General features: G+C 50.2%; 12 protein-coding genes. 10 read left to right on the forward strand and 2 right to left on the reverse strand.

Features of this window, described 5'->3' with window-relative positions:
• Nucleotides 1-11: 11 nt before the first annotated feature.
• Entirely contained in the window at nucleotides 12-347 is a 336-nt protein-coding gene (locus tag BGO59_RS16590; protein WP_293684762.1) for a PadR family transcriptional regulator, read from the reverse strand.
• A gap of 705 nt (nucleotides 348-1,052) precedes the next feature.
• Between BGO59_RS16590 and BGO59_RS16595 the strand changes: the two genes are divergently transcribed.
• From BGO59_RS16595 to BGO59_RS16640, 10 genes are all read left to right on the forward strand, one after another.
• Entirely contained in the window at nucleotides 1,053-1,475 is a 423-nt protein-coding gene (locus BGO59_RS16595; RefSeq protein ID WP_293684764.1) for an OsmC family protein, read from the forward strand.
• A 577-nt stretch (nucleotides 1,476-2,052) separates the two neighbouring features.
• Nucleotides 2,053-3,399, forward strand: a complete 1,347-nt coding sequence (locus BGO59_RS16600) for a pectate lyase (protein ID WP_293684766.1) — start codon at nucleotides 2,053-2,055, stop codon at nucleotides 3,397-3,399.
• A gap of 9 nt (nucleotides 3,400-3,408) precedes the next feature.
• The gene (locus BGO59_RS16605) at nucleotides 3,409-4,395 is read left to right on the forward strand and encodes a pectinesterase family protein (RefSeq protein ID WP_293684768.1); all 987 of its coding nucleotides are present in this window, start codon (nucleotides 3,409-3,411) and stop codon (nucleotides 4,393-4,395) included.
• 145 nt (nucleotides 4,396-4,540) lie between these two features.
• Nucleotides 4,541-5,242, forward strand: coding sequence for an NUDIX domain-containing protein (locus BGO59_RS16610; RefSeq protein WP_293684769.1), 702 nt, complete (start codon nucleotides 4,541-4,543; stop codon nucleotides 5,240-5,242).
• Between the two features lie 199 nt (nucleotides 5,243-5,441).
• On the forward strand, nucleotides 5,442-7,076 hold the full coding sequence (locus BGO59_RS16615) for a ribulokinase (RefSeq protein WP_293684771.1): 1,635 nt from the start codon (nucleotides 5,442-5,444) through the stop codon (nucleotides 7,074-7,076).
• A 144-nt stretch (nucleotides 7,077-7,220) separates the two neighbouring features.
• Complete coding sequence (gene araA, locus BGO59_RS16620; protein WP_293684773.1) at nucleotides 7,221-8,726, forward strand: L-arabinose isomerase; 1,506 nt, start codon at nucleotides 7,221-7,223, stop codon at nucleotides 8,724-8,726.
• Nucleotides 8,727-8,846: 120 nt separating this feature from the next.
• Entirely contained in the window at nucleotides 8,847-10,391 is a 1,545-nt protein-coding gene (locus tag BGO59_RS16625; RefSeq protein WP_293684775.1) for an alpha-L-arabinofuranosidase C-terminal domain-containing protein, read from the forward strand.
• 85 nt (nucleotides 10,392-10,476) lie between these two features.
• On the forward strand, nucleotides 10,477-11,175 hold the full coding sequence (locus tag BGO59_RS16630) for an L-ribulose-5-phosphate 4-epimerase (RefSeq protein WP_293684777.1): 699 nt from the start codon (nucleotides 10,477-10,479) through the stop codon (nucleotides 11,173-11,175).
• Between the two features lie 226 nt (nucleotides 11,176-11,401).
• Complete coding sequence (locus BGO59_RS16635; RefSeq protein ID WP_293684779.1) at nucleotides 11,402-12,568, forward strand: aldose epimerase family protein; 1,167 nt, start codon at nucleotides 11,402-11,404, stop codon at nucleotides 12,566-12,568.
• A 90-nt stretch (nucleotides 12,569-12,658) separates the two neighbouring features.
• Nucleotides 12,659-13,480, forward strand: coding sequence for a methyltransferase domain-containing protein (locus BGO59_RS16640; RefSeq protein ID WP_293684781.1), 822 nt, complete (start codon nucleotides 12,659-12,661; stop codon nucleotides 13,478-13,480).
• Nucleotides 13,481-13,546: 66 nt separating this feature from the next.
• On the opposite strand, the gene BGO59_RS16645 is transcribed toward BGO59_RS16640, so the two are convergent.
• The gene (locus tag BGO59_RS16645; protein WP_293684783.1) at nucleotides 13,547-14,617 is read right to left on the reverse strand and encodes a membrane dipeptidase; all 1,071 of its coding nucleotides are present in this window, start codon (nucleotides 14,615-14,617) and stop codon (nucleotides 13,547-13,549) included.
• Between the last annotated feature and the right edge of the window lie 69 nt (nucleotides 14,618-14,686).

Genomic DNA, 14,686 nt, shown 5'->3' on the forward strand with positions numbered 1-14,686 from the left:
TACATTTTTCATTATGACCACTCCAGTCGGATATTGGGAATGATACGGTCCCAAAGGCGATTCCGAACGGCACGTACATCGCTCAGTACCCGGCCACCCAGAGCAGTAACGGTAAACAGGCGTTTGCGTCGCCCACCCCGTTCGGCGGTAGCCTCGCCCAGTTCCGAACGCAAGTACCCCTTTTGCTCCAGTCGCTGTAAAGCCGCATGCACGGCTCCCGTACTGACAGCGTTGCCTGTCTCGTGCTCAAGTTCTTCCGCAATACTTACCGAATAGGCGCTCGGCGACAGTGCCGCTACTGCCAGTAGGACTACCTCTTCAAATTCGCCTAAATCACTTCGTCGCATATATCAACTATTAATCTGTCTGTCTGTCGGGAGGCTCTCATTTCATCTATTTCCGTATGTCAAATGCCGGACCAAATAAAAAAAAAGCCCTCTCCGAGCAGAAAAGGGCTTTTAGTCAATCATCAATACTGTACGATTGTCCGTTTTTGGACAGCTATTGTACGCTTGTGGACAAGCAGGAGTTAAAAACCCGATTAAAAAGAAATAATTTATGTTGATACATGAGTAAGAAAAAGCTGTCGGGGGTCTTTAACAAAAAAGCATAGCAGAATATCTACTATGCTTTCCAAACCAACCTAATCTGAACTACGGCGTCTCCCTTCCCACTGGGAGGGGGATTAGCCGGTTCAAGTTCATTCCGATCCCCAGTTGTTCCTCCTGGCAATCGGCGCTGTTTGCAGCGTATTTCGTAAGGTTTTGTACAGAGTTTAGTACTAGTCAGGCAATCTCCGGGCCAATATAGTTATTAATCAAATCTATACAAGAAAAATCCAATATTATTAACAGTTTGATGACAATTCGTTCACATTCGGCCTCGTCACTGATTAGCCTTATTGCTAAAAACGTGCCTGACCTTTAATTATTCTTTACATTTTCATCCGGCTTGTCGCATCAAACAAAGTTGCTCTATTTTTGTCTTAGAGAATAAACGTCTTTCCTGACGGCTCAATACGTGTTTCATTAACCACTTAACATCAAGTCAGTATGCCAATTAAACGGAATGCTTCTGCACACTGGGAAGGCTCAGGTAAAGAAGGCAAAGGCACTGTATCTACCGCCAGCACTGTACTCAACCAAACTCAGTATTCCTTCAACACGCGCTTTGCCGATGGCGTAGGTACGAATCCAGAAGAACTGGTAGCGGCAGCTCACGCAAGCTGCTTCTCCATGAAATTAGCCTTCAACCTTCAGGAAGCCGGTTTTACTGCCGACTCCATTGACACCCAATGCACCATCTCGCTCGATCCGGCGGTTGGCGGTATCACCGAATCGCATCTGGTTGTGAAGGCCAGTGTGCCAGGTATCGATAATGAGAAGTTTCAGGCAGCCATCGATGATGCCGAAAAGAATTGCCCGATTTCCAAACTATTCAATACAAAGATTACAGTTGATGCTTCCCTGGCTTAAGCCGGAAAGTAACTACTCATCTGATCGTGACTTCCCGAAAGGTTTGGCTTTTCGGGAAGTTCTGTTTTAATCAAACCGAAATTTCCAGCTTTTATGCTATAGGCGCAATGAAGGGGCGTTTTCAGGATAATATCCTACAATCGATTTCTGAACAAACGCAGCCTCTTCCTATCGTTCTTAGTCTGTGCTGAGCAGTTAAACTGGTTCACGGCTGCCCCTGCTGTTCCCCCAGATTCTTCCCGTAATCCAGTAGAACAATTCTTTTTGAGAACGTTCCCGGCAACGATTGCATAAAAAAAGGCAATCATATACTTGTTCACGATGATTTCGCCATCAAATTTTAATTTCGTCTTTTGCCAAAACCAGCACGAGCTTAATTAAGGCAAACCCCGTGCTGGTCAGATTTGAGGCTAGTCAAAAAGATAATTTTCTATAATGCCTGTTGTGATATGTCGTAATCAGGGGATCATTCGTAAAAGCGCGGGTTTCCACCCGCGTTACAACAAATCCGATAATCGCGTATCAACCCGTAGCTTATTCAACGTTATTCAGCCGATACGGTTCAACGTTCAACGCCATGATACGACCCTGCGTCAATAGCCTGTTCCTCGCGCTCCTGCTTAGTTTACTGATCCCGCTTGGTGTGTGGGGGCAGACATCGTTCTCCAAAGCACTTGCCTTTCCAGGGGCTGAAGGATTCGGACGCTATACAACGGGCGGGCGGGGAGGCAACGTATTGATTGTTCGTAACCTGAACGATAGTGGCCCCGGTAGCCTGCGCGAAGCCATCGAAACCCGAGGGCCACGCATCATCGTCTTTACCGTGTCGGGTACCATTGCCCTTCAGTCTAAGCTACTCATCCGGCAAGGGAATCTGACCATTGCAGGTCAATCGGCACCCGGCGATGGTATTTGCCTGAAAAATTATAACCTGAGCATCGAAGCCAACAACGTTATTATTCGCTATATGCGATTCCGGCTGGGCGACGAAGCCCGCCAAAAGGACGACGCCATAACGGGACTCCGTCAGAAGAAGATCATCATCGATCATTGCTCCATGAGCTGGGCTACCGACGAATGCGCTTCGTTTTACGACAACGAAAATTTTACGATGCAGTGGTGTATCGTCTCCGAAAGCCTGAACAAGTCGGTGCATGAGAAAGGTGAGCATGGCTACGGTGGAATCTGGGGTGGTCTGGGCGCTTCCTTTCATCACAATTTGCTCGCGCACCAGCATAGCCGCAACCCGCGTTTCTGCGGAGCCCGCTATCATAATCAGCCAACGCGCGAGATCGTTGATTTCCGGAACAACGTAATTTATAACTGGGGCATCAACAGTGCGTATGGTGGTGAACGTGGCAATCATAACCTGGTCAACAATTATTACAAGCCTGGTCCGGCAACGCCCGAAAAACTCCGGAATCGAATTATCAATCCGTCGAAGCCTTATGGCAAATTTTACGTATCGGGCAATGTCGTATCGGGTGATGAAGCCCTTAGCCTTAATAACCTTGCTGGGGGTGTACAATGCGACCAGCCCGACTCAGCCATTGCAACGCAACCGTTTCTGGTCGAACGTATTGCCGAACAAAACGCTCAACAAGCGTACGAACAGGTACTGGCGAAAGCCGGAGCTAGTCTTCATCGCGATGCCGTCGATACCAGGATCGTTGCCGACGCCCGCATGGGAATAGCCTCAGCCGGTAAAGACAAAAAAGGAATCATCGACTCCCAAACGGATGTGGGTGGCTGGCCTGTGTTGAAGTCTGAAGCGTCCCAAGTCGACACCGACGCAGACGGCATGCCCGATAGCTGGGAAGCAGCAACCGGCCTGAATCCCAAAGACCCTGCCGATGCCAGCCAGTTCAAGCTGAGTGATCAGTATACCAATATCGAAATCTACCTAAACATACTTGTGCCCTAACCTTTACTTATGCGTTTACGGATACCTCTTCCTGGCTTACTCCTTCTTTTATCCGTCCATCTCACAGCAGCCATCGCTCAGCGACAGCGCATTACGGTAGCGCAGGATGGTCATGGCGATTACAAAACCGTACAGGCTGCCCTCAACACGGTTCCGGCTAATAACTCAACGCGCATCACGATCTACATCAAAAAAGGGACGTATAAGGAGAAACTAAAGCTCGACTCCACCCAGCATAACGTCACCCTGATTGGAGAAGACAAAGCCACGACCATACTTACCTACGACGATTATTCGGGCAAGCCCCTCCCCGATGGCACGAAATTACGAACCTCAACATCAGGCTCTTTCTACATCTTTGGCAATGATTTCCGGGCCGAAAACCTGACGTTCGAAAATACGGCCGGGCCAGTCGGTCAGGCGGTGGCCGCTTTCGTAACCGGCGACCGGGCGGTGTTTATCAACTGCCGTTTTCTGGGAAATCAGGACACGCTCTATACCGGTATGCCCAGCCAATACGGTCGGCAGTATTACAAAGACTGTTATATCGAAGGAACGATTGATTTCATTTTCGGGTCGGCCACGGCAGTATTTGACCACTGCACGATTTGCAGTAAAACGAATGGGAATTACGTAACCGCAGCCGCCACACCTGAAGGGAAACCCTATGGGTTTGTATTCCTGAACTGCACGCTCACCAGCAACGCGCCAGCCGCCAGCATTTACCTGGGTCGCCCCTGGCGCGACTTTGCCAAAACCGTGTTTATCCATTGCCAACTGGGCGGTCATATCAAACCCGAAGGCTGGCACAACTGGGACAAACCCAATGCTGAAAAAACAACATTCTACGCTGAGTATGGCTCTAAAGGACCAGGCGCTAATCCCACGAGTCGGGTAAGTTGGTCGAAGCAATTATCGGCTGAAGAAGTCAAAGTGTACAAACCGGATATCATCCTGGCGGGCAGCGATCACTGGAAACCAGTTGTAAAGGAGTAAGGTGATCTTTTGATGGGTTGGCCACCCATTTTCTCAGGAAACGCTATTTTGTGCTTAGTTTCGTCGCTGATTGCCATTTATGTAATTGAGTAAGCCTCACACCCCATGCGCTTTTAGTCCGAGATTGACTGACTATTAACTGCCTATGATTCATTATACCCACCCAAATCGCATTCTGGTTGCTCTGGATTGTATCATCTTCGGTTTCGATGGTGAAGAAATTAAGTTATTGCTGATCAAACGCAATTTCGAGCCAGAACAGGGAAAATGGTCACTGATGGGTGGGTTTCTCAACGAAGAAGAAGACCTTGAAGTAGCTGCCAATCGGATTCTGTATACGCTTACCGGACTGACCAACAACTACCTCGAACAATTACAAACGTTTGGAGCCGTGAACCGGGACCCCGTCGAACGCACGATTTCAGTTGTGTATTACGCTCTGGTCAATATTCAGGATCAGGATGTGGCCGCCATTCGGACGCATAATGCCTCATGGATTGGCCTGAATGTAAAGCCAAAACTGATTTTTGACCACGATAAGATGGTGGAACAGGCACTCCGTCAGCTTCGGTATAAAGCCGCTTTGCACGCCATCGGATTCGAGCTGTTACCCGAAAAGTTTACGATTCCACAACTCCAGAAACTCTACGAAGCGATCTATAATCGCCAGCTCGATCGTCGAAATTTCAGTCGGAAGATTCTATCTACGGACTTATTAGTAGCTACAGGCGAGAAAGATACAACTTCAGCCACCAAAAAGGGGCAATTGTTTCGCCTTAATACCGAGAAGTATCAGCAATACCTCACCGATTACGTTAGCTTTTTCCCCGAATTGACTTTGACATAGTGTTCTTCTGACAGGATTTGCACGATGTACAGGATTGATCATCGAAAATATCCTGTACATCATGCAAATCCTGTCAGAAAGTAACCGAAAAATAATTTCTATTTTTCATGGAAATAACACAAAGGCGTCCTAATATTGTGTCACATATACACGATTCAAAAAGAGACTCTCTTTATCGGTATACCCAGTCATTTTCTTTATGAATAATCAATACGTTATCGGCGTCGATTTTGGTAGCGATTCCGTACGGGCGTTAGTCGTTAACGCACACACTGGACAGGCAGTCGGCACCCATGTCCACGAATATGCACGCTGGAAACAGGGTCTTTACTGCGACCCGGCCACGTCCCAATTCCGTCAGCACCCGCTTGACTACCTCGAAGGGCTGGAAGTCACGATTAACGAAGCACTGGCACAGGCCCCGGCTGAGGCCCGTCAGCAGGTCGTTGGTATTTCCATCGATACCACCGGTTCAACTCCTTGTGCAGTTGATGAAACAGGACTGCCCCTGGCATTACGGTCCGATTTTGCCGAGAACCCCAACGGGATGTTTATTCTCTGGAAAGATCATACTGCCAATGCCGAAGCCGACGAAATCAACGATCTGGCTCATCACTGGGATGTCGACTATACTAAATACGTCGGTGGGATTTATTCGTCCGAATGGTTCTGGGCCAAACTGCTTCGGACCCTGCGCGTCGATGAAGCCGTTCGGCAACATGCGTTTTCGTGGATCGAACACTGCGACTGGATTTCGGCCGTGCTGACGGGCAATACTAATCCACTAACACTCAAGCATTCACGCTGTGCGGCAGGCCATAAGGCGCTCTGGCATAGCGAGTTCGAGGGCCTTCCTTCTGACGAATTCCTTACGAAACTCGATCCATTGCTAAGCGGTCTTCGTGATCGACTCTTCACCGATACCTACACGGCCGACCAGTCGATGGGGACACTCTCTGCCGAATGGGCCGAGAAATTAGGACTATCGACCAACGTTGTCATCGGCGTGGGTGCTTTCGACGCCCACATGGGAGCGATTGGTGCTGAAATTGAACCATACGCCTTTGTCCGCATCATCGGCACCTCAACCTGCGATATTCTGATGGCTCCCAACGATGAGATTGGCCATCGGCTCATCCGGGGTATCTGCGGTCAGGTCGACGGATCGGTAGCGCCGGGAATGCTCGGCCTCGAAGCGGGTCAATCGGCCTTTGGAGACGTGTATGCGTGGTTTGCCCGCCTGATTACTACCCCGGTACGTGAGTTGCTGGGCGATGAAGCCGCCGATACCTTAGGTCGTCAGCTCATTCCGCATTTATCGGAACAGGCAGCCAAACTTCCTGTCACGGAATCAGATGTGATAGCCCTGGATTGGATCAATGGACGCCGAACACCCGATGCCAATCATACCCTGAAAGCAGCCATTTCCGGGTTAAATTTAGGGACTGATGCTGCTAAAGTCTTTAAAGCCCTGGTCGAAGCCACGGCCTTTGGCTCTAGGAGCATTGTCGAGCGGTTTATTCAGGAAGGGGTACCCATTAAAAAAGTCATCGCCATTGGTGGGGTTGCTAAAAAATCACCTTTCGTGATGCAAACCCTGGCCGATATCCTCAACAAACCCATTCAGGTAGCCAGTGCCGATCAGGCTTGTGCATTAGGAGCCGCCATGTGTGCAGCCGTAGCTGCTGGTGTTCACCCAACGATGGAAGCTGCCCAACACGCCATGGGCTCCGGTTTCGATGCCGAATATCAGCCACGGCCAGAACGGGTGCCGGTTTATGAAACGCTCTACCAGAAATACCTCAAACTAGGGGCATTTATCGAAGGGAAGTAGGCCGAATTTCAGTGATGTCAGTTTCTTAAAACTGACATCGAGCGGTTTCTCAAAACCGCGTTTTACATTGATCCAGTATTCAGACGGTTTTGAGAAACCGCACAAGTCAGCTTTAAGAAGCTGACAACACAAACCAATAATATAATGCTAAATCTAAAGCAATACGAAGTCTGGTTCATTACGGGTAGCCAGCATCTTTATGGAGAAGAAACCCTCAGGCAGGTTGACGAACACTCGCAGATCATTGCCGATTTCCTGAATCAGGCGGCCCCGATCCCGGTTCGGGTGATCTTCAAACCTGTCGTTAAAACACCGGACGAAATTTATGCCATCTGTCAGGAAGCCAACGTAGCCCCGAACTGCATCGGCATTATTAGCTGGATGCATACGTTTTCGCCTGCTAAAATGTGGATTCGGGGGCTAACGGTCCTAAAAAAGCCGATGCTTCACCTCCACACGCAGTTCAATCGCGATATTCCCTGGGGCAGCATCGACATGGATTTTATGAACCTCAACCAGTCGGCTCATGGCGACCGGGAATTTGGGTTCATTATGTCGCGGATGCGGTTGAACCGGAAAGTCGTGGTTGGGTTCTGGCAGGATCAGGCCGTAATCGACAAAATTGCCGCCTGGACGCGGGTAGCCGTTGCCGCTTACGAGCTAAAAACCATGAAAGTGGTTCGCTTTGGCGATAACATGCGTCAGGTAGCCGTAACGGATGGCGATAAAGTAGCTGCCGAAATGACCTTCGGCATGTCGGTCAATACGCACGGCATTGGTGATCTGGTAGCCGTTATCAATCAAATATCCGACGCCGAAGTTGACCGGCTCGTAGCCGAATACGCCGATAGCTATACGCTGATGGATTCCCTGCTAAAAGGTGGAGCCCAACACAGCGCATTACGCGATGCCGCCAAAATTGAACTCGGCCTTCGGGCATTCCTGAACGATGGCAATTTTACAGCCTATACCGACACGTTTGAAGACCTGCACGGCATGACCCAATTGCCAGGTATTGCTTCTCAACGCCTGATGGCCGACGGCTACGGGTTCGGGGGCGAAGGCGACTGGAAAACCTCGGCGATGGTTCGGACGCTGAAAGTGATGGCAGCCGGATTGCCCGGTGGTAACTCCTTCATGGAAGATTACACCTACCATTTCGCCGACCCGTCGGACCGTTCCGCAAATCCGCTTGTACTTGGTTCGCATATGCTCGAAATATGCCCATCGATTGCGGCAGGAAAACCAACCTGCGAAATTCATCCATTGGGTATTGGCGGCAAAGCGGACCCAGTTCGTCTGGTATTCAATGCCCCGGCTGGCCCGGCCATCAACGTGTCGCTCATCGACATGGGAAATCGGTTCCGGCTGTTGGTCAACGAAGTCGAAGCGGTCGAAGTCCCCGAAGCCTTGCCCAAACTGCCCGTTGCCCGCGCCATCTGGAAACCCATGCCCGACATGCAAACGGGTTGTGCAGCCTGGATTCTGGCCGGAGGTGCTCACCATACCGTCTATAGCCAAAACCTGACGACTGAGCATATCGAAGATTTCGCGGATATCTTCGGTGTCGAACTGGTTGTCATCGACCGTAACACCAACCTCCGCCAGCTAAAGAATGAACTGCGCTGGAGCGAAGCCGCTTACCGATAATTTTAAAGAGCGAAAGAGTGAATGAGTGAAAGAGCGATCTGTTCGTCACATATTTTCACATTTTCACATTTTCGCTCTTTCGCTCTTTCACTCATTCACTCTTTCGCTCTTTAAACTCCTATGAAAAAACAGCTCCTAACCTTTCTGCTCGCCGGCAATAGCCTGATGGCTTTTTCGCAGGCCAGCGTTACCATCAACGCCAACGAAGGCAAACACATCATCAGCCGCCATATCTATGGCCATTTTGCTGAACACCTCGGACGCAGCATCTACGACGGTTTTTACGTCGGAGAATCCAACACAAAGATTCCAAACAAGGCAGGGGTACGGCTGGATGTGGTCGATGCCCTGAAAAAATTAAAGATCCCGAATCTGCGCTGGCCAGGCGGTTGCTTTGCCGATACCTATCACTGGAAAGATGGCATTGGCCCGAAAGCCAAACGCCCGAAAATTGTGAATACGTGGTGGGGGGGCGTCACCGAAGACAATAGCTTTGGTACGCACGACTTCCTGAATATGTGTGAATTAATCGGCACAGAACCCTATCTGGCGGGCAACGTGGGCAGCGGCACCGTTCAGGAGCTATCCGACTGGGTACAGTACGTCAATTTCGAGAAGAACAGCCCCATGTCGAACCTTCGGCAGCAAAACGGGCGGCAAGCTCCCTGGAACGTACGCTACTGGGGTGTGGCCAACGAAGCCTGGGGATGCGGTGGCAACATGAAGCCCGATTATTATGCCAACCTATACCGGCAGTATAGTACCTTCATGAACACCCGAGTGGGCAGCAATGGCAAGATTTTTCGCATTGCATCGGGTGCCAGCGACAACGACTACAACTGGACCGAAACGCTGATGAAGAACATTCCAGGTTCGCTGATGGAAGGCATTGCCATGCACCACTACTCCGTATTGTCGTGGGGAGAGGGCAAGAAAAGCTCCGCCACTCAATTCACCGATCAGGAGTATTTCAAAACGATGCAGCAGGCTCTGTTGATGGACGAACTGATTGAGAAGCATTCGGCCGTTATGGATAAGTATGATCCTGAAAAGAAAATAGCCCTGATTGTGGATGAATGGGGGGGCTGGTATAATGTAGAACCAGGAACAAATCCGGGCTTTCTTTATCAGCAAAACACCATGCGCGACGCCGTACTGGCCGGAGCTACCCTCAACATTTTCCATAAGCACTGCGAGCGGGTTCGTATGGCGAATCTGGCGCAGGCCATCAACGTCCTGCAATCCGTTATCCTGACCAAAGGCGACAAGATCATTCTGACGCCAACGTACCATGTCCTGGAAATGTATAATGTCCATCAGGATGCGACCATGCTTCCTATCGACATCAAAACGGCTGATTTTACGACCAGCGAGGGTAAGCTCCCCGCCGTGTCGGTATCCGCTTCGCGCGATAAAGCGGGTAAAGTACACATCTCGCTCGTCAACATCGATCTGGCTAAAGCGCAGGAAATTTCCATCGACCTGAAAGGCATCAGTGGAGCAGCCGTAACTGGCCGCATCCTGCATTCGGCCAGTGTTCGCGATCATAACACCTTCGAGAATTTAACGAAAATCAAACCGGCCGCCTTCACAGGTGCCAAACTCTCTGGCTCTACGTTAACCGTCAGCCTGCCGCCCGTTTCGGTGGTCGTTTTAGAGATTTAAAGAGCGAAAGAGCGAAAGAGTGCAAGAGCGTTTGACGCTGAGCCTTTTTCGCTCTTTCACTCATTCACACTTTCGCTTTTTAGCCATGTATACATCCCTAAAAGAAGAATGCTATGAGGCCAATATGCAGCTCCCTAAGCTGGGGCTGGTGTTGTTTACCTTCGGCAATGTAAGTGCCGTCGACCGCGATCGGGCCGTGTTTGCCATTAAGCCCAGTGGCGTGGCTTATGAGGAACTGACACCTTACGACATTGTTATCTGCGACTACGACGGTAAGGTGATCGAAGGAACCATGCGCCCATCGTCGGATACCAAAACGCATGCATTGCTTTACAAAACCTGGGATAAAATCGGGGGTATTTCGCATACACACAGCACCCACGCAGTAGCCTGGGCACAAGCCGGGATGGACATTCCCATTTTCGGTACTACCCATGCCGACCATACGCACCAGGACATCCCCTGCGCTCCGGCTCTAACGGACGAGATGATTCAGGGCGATTACGAACACGAAACGGGCAACCAGATTTTCGATGTGTTCGCTCAGAAAGGACTGTCGTACAGCGAGATGGAGATGGTGTTATTACAAAATCATGGGCCATTTACCTGGGGAAAAACAGCGGCTAAAGCGGTTTACAACTCAGCCGTACTGGAAGAAGTAGCTCGCATGGCGTATCTGACCTTACAGATCAACCCCAACACACCCCGTATCAAAGACACGCTCCGGCTCAAGCATTACGAACGGAAGCACGGCAAAAATGCTTACTACGGACAAGGTTGTTAAAGGGATAAAAACCGATCTATTCTCCTTTAAAGGTCACCGCAAGGACGCGAGGGCGCAACGAATAAATCTGTGGTCATTTCCCGTGGTCTGTGAGGGCACAAGGAGTACAAACAAATTTTATTCGTTGCCCCCTCGCGTCCTTGCGGTGAAAAACAAATGACAGAAGAATAGAATCAGTGCCAAAACCGCTTTACTCACTAATCGCTTTAACTCACCTTATCGATTCATGAAATTATTCTCTCAATTCCTACCCCTGGCTCTGCTAATGGGCTTAGTGACTATGAACGCATGTACGTCTAAAAAAGAAAAAGAAGCCGACGAGCAAAAACCAGGCATCGAAAAGACAACGTACGGCCAACTGCCCAACGGGCAAACCGCCGATTTGTATACCCTGCACAATGCATCAGGTATGACGGCCAAAATCACCACCTATGGCGGCATTGTGGTTGGCTTAACGGCTCCCGACAAAGACGGTAAGTTCGAAGACGTAACGCTCGGTTTCGACTCACTCTCTTCCTACGTAAAAAACAATCCATTTTTTGGCGCACTGGTTGGTCGGTATGGCAACCGGATTGCCAAAGGAAAATTTACCCTCGATGGTAAAAACTACACGCTGGTAACCAATAACTTTGGCAATCATCTGCACGGCGGTACGGTTGGTTTCGATAAAGTACTCTGGACAGCTACTCCCGTCGAAGGCGACGAACCAGCCCTGAAACTGACCTACACCTCGAAAGATGGTGAAGAAGGTTACCCCGGCAATCTGTCGGTTGAGGTTACGTATACGCTTCAGAAAGACAACGCGTTAAAAATTGATTATCAGGCGACAACCGACAAACCAACCGTCGTTAACCTGACCAATCACACCTACTTCAATCTAACGGGTGGTGCCAAGCGCGATGTTATGGATCATGAACTGACGCTAAATGCTGACCGCTTCTTACCTGTCGACAAAACCCTCATTCCAACGGGTGTCTTACAGCCTGTAGCCGGTACGCCGTTCGATTTTACCAAGCCAACCGTCATTGGCAAACGGATCAACGATTCGAGCGATGTGCAGATCAAATACGGTCTGGGTTATGACCACGCCTGGATACTGAATGGGTCGGGTGATTCCCTGAAACTGGCCGCTACGGTCTACGAACCCACCAGCGGCCGGGTGATGGAAGTGCGTACTACCGAGCCTGCCATTCAGTTCTATACCGGCAATTTCCTTGATGGTTCCGTAACGGGTCGCGAAGGGTTCCCCTACAAAAAGCGGTATGCCCTCTGTCTGGAGACCGAGCATTATCCCGATTCGCCAAACCATCCGGCCTTCCCAACAACGGTGTTGCGTCCGGGAGAAACGTATAAAACCACTACGATTTACCAGTTTTCAACGAAGAAACCGTAGAGACGCCAGGGATGGCGTCTCATGTGCGTCAGCAATTAACCATCCGGTCATGAGACGCCAGGGATGGCGTCTCTACACTAATCTCATTCTATGGCAGAACAACCCTCATCCGACCGGGCTACAATGCCTAAAGGATATAATCCGGTTCTGGAACGACGAACGGTTGAAAACGCCAACCGGAATCTGTTGAAATACCTGAAACCAGGCCTATCGGTGCTTGATGTGGGCTGTGGTTCAGGAGCCATTACCCGAAGTATTGCCGAAAAAACGGGGCCAACCGGACGGGTTCTGGGCATCGACCCAAGTGAAAATCTGATCAGTCAGGCCCGGCAAAATGCCGGTGACTTACCCGGCATTGCCTTTGAGCAGGGCGATGTATATACCTTCGAAACAGCCGAGCGGTTCGATCTCGTCACCTGTGCCCGTACCCTGCAATGGCTGGCTCAGCCCGAAGCGGCTCTGGCTACTATGCAACGGCTGGTAAAAACCGGTGGGCATCTGGCGATCCTGGATTACAACCACGAAAAAATTCTTTGGGAACCGGAACCGCCAGCCTCCATGCGGCTATTCTACGAAGCCTTCCTCAACTGGCGAACGGATGCCGGATTCGATAATGCCATTGCCGACCACCTGAGTGGTATGCTGCACAAGCTTGGGTTAACTAATGTACGAATCGAACCCCAGTTTGAGCTATCCAAACGAAGCGATACCGACTTTGCCAAAACAAGCCGACTGTGGTCGGAAGTATCTGAATTACGTGGCCCTCAGCTTGTTCAGGCAGGTTATGTTACCGAAGCGCAACGCCTGGAAGCGATTACCGATTATGACAACTGGATTGCAACCACTGGCGAATCCATGACCGTTTACCTGCTGGCGGTAGAAGGGCAGCAACCTTCGATAAATGAACAATGAACAATGAATAATGGCTCAGGAGCAGAAACCCGTTATTCATTATTCATTGTTCATTATTCATTTATCTTACCTCCATACTCGTCTTAAAAATCGCAGCCAGTTGCCGTGCATCACGTTGGTAATGTCGTCTTCCGAATAACCGCGTTGGCGGAGTAAATCAGGGATTTTCTGTAGATCAGCAATGGTTTCGAGATCGTAAGGGCATTGTTCTTTTCCGAAAGCGCCATCGAGATCCGAACCGATACCTATATGGTTAGCATTTCCGGCAATCTGACAGATATGATCCAGATGGTCGATTAGTTTGGCCAGGTTACAGTTGGTGCCTTCGGGTGTCGATTGGCCGCGTACCCAACCCGGCACCATCATCCAGGCATCCAGTGCGCCACCAATAACGGCGTCGCGGGCAATGAGTTCCCGAATCTGTTCGTCACTGAATTGACGATTATGATTGACCAGCGCCCGACAGTTGTTATGGCTGGCCCAAACAGGTCCTTCAAAATAATCAAGAGCCTCCCAGAAACTATCGTCGCAGAGGTGGGTAGCGTCCAGAATGATATTGAACCGCTGCATCTCGCGCAGTAATTCCCGCCCGGCAAGACCAATAAATCCAGTAGCATCCGTTCCCTGCGCATACCGCCCCGGACCATAATGGGCAGGCCCGATGGCGCGCAGGCCATACTGGTATGCCCGCTCGACGTATGCTGGTGTGACGATAGAATCAGCTCCTTCCAGGCTCAGGATGTAGCCAACAGGCTTTTTGTCGTTCGGAGTCCCATCGCTCCAAAGGGCAAGGTGAGCTTCCAGACTGGCCAAATCCGTAATTTGTACCATCTCACCAGCTTCCTCCATGGTTTTATACCAGATTTGCTGCGCCTGTGTTTGTGCCCAGGCCTGTTCGGGCGATTGCCAGCCAGGCAATGGGTTCCCTGGTGCTACAAAACGGGCAATCTGGGTAGCGACCACTAAGCCGATATTTCCCTGACGAAGTGCGGGTAATGAAACCGTCGCTTTCCCCCGATCCGGTTTGTCTGTCATCCCAATTTCGCGTTCGCGGAGCCGTTCCACCGATTGGCGGAGATCGCGGTTCCACTCCATTGCATTCATACTCAGATCAAGGTGGGCATCTATGGTAAACATACTCTATTCTGTTTGCTGTCTACAAATTCCGGTTTACAGTGAACTGGCGTATCCAGTCGGTCGCTAAAG

The organism is Spirosoma sp. 48-14 (assembly GCF_001898575.1).
In the GTDB taxonomy this organism is placed as follows: Bacteria; Bacteroidota; Bacteroidia; order Cytophagales; family Spirosomataceae; genus Spirosoma.

What these genes read in the sequence shown, in the direction of transcription:
- BGO59_RS16590 (WP_293684762.1), bottom strand. Translation starts at nt 347, where the DNA reads ATGCGACGAAGTGATTTAGGCGAATTTGAAGAGGTAGTCCTACTGGCA.
- BGO59_RS16595 (WP_293684764.1), top strand. Translation starts at nt 1,053, where the DNA reads ATGCCAATTAAACGGAATGCTTCTGCACACTGGGAAGGCTCAGGTAAA.
- BGO59_RS16600 (WP_293684766.1), top strand. Translation starts at nt 2,053, where the DNA reads ATGATACGACCCTGCGTCAATAGCCTGTTCCTCGCGCTCCTGCTTAGT.
- BGO59_RS16605 (WP_293684768.1), top strand. Translation starts at nt 3,409, where the DNA reads ATGCGTTTACGGATACCTCTTCCTGGCTTACTCCTTCTTTTATCCGTC.
- BGO59_RS16610 (WP_293684769.1), top strand. Translation starts at nt 4,541, where the DNA reads ATGATTCATTATACCCACCCAAATCGCATTCTGGTTGCTCTGGATTGT.
- BGO59_RS16615 (WP_293684771.1), top strand. Translation starts at nt 5,442, where the DNA reads ATGAATAATCAATACGTTATCGGCGTCGATTTTGGTAGCGATTCCGTA.
- araA (WP_293684773.1), top strand. Translation starts at nt 7,221, where the DNA reads ATGCTAAATCTAAAGCAATACGAAGTCTGGTTCATTACGGGTAGCCAG.
- BGO59_RS16625 (WP_293684775.1), top strand. Translation starts at nt 8,847, where the DNA reads ATGAAAAAACAGCTCCTAACCTTTCTGCTCGCCGGCAATAGCCTGATG.
- BGO59_RS16630 (WP_293684777.1), top strand. Translation starts at nt 10,477, where the DNA reads ATGTATACATCCCTAAAAGAAGAATGCTATGAGGCCAATATGCAGCTC.
- BGO59_RS16635 (WP_293684779.1), top strand. Translation starts at nt 11,402, where the DNA reads ATGAAATTATTCTCTCAATTCCTACCCCTGGCTCTGCTAATGGGCTTA.
- BGO59_RS16640 (WP_293684781.1), top strand. Translation starts at nt 12,659, where the DNA reads ATGGCAGAACAACCCTCATCCGACCGGGCTACAATGCCTAAAGGATAT.
- BGO59_RS16645 (WP_293684783.1), bottom strand. Translation starts at nt 14,617, where the DNA reads ATGTTTACCATAGATGCCCACCTTGATCTGAGTATGAATGCAATGGAG.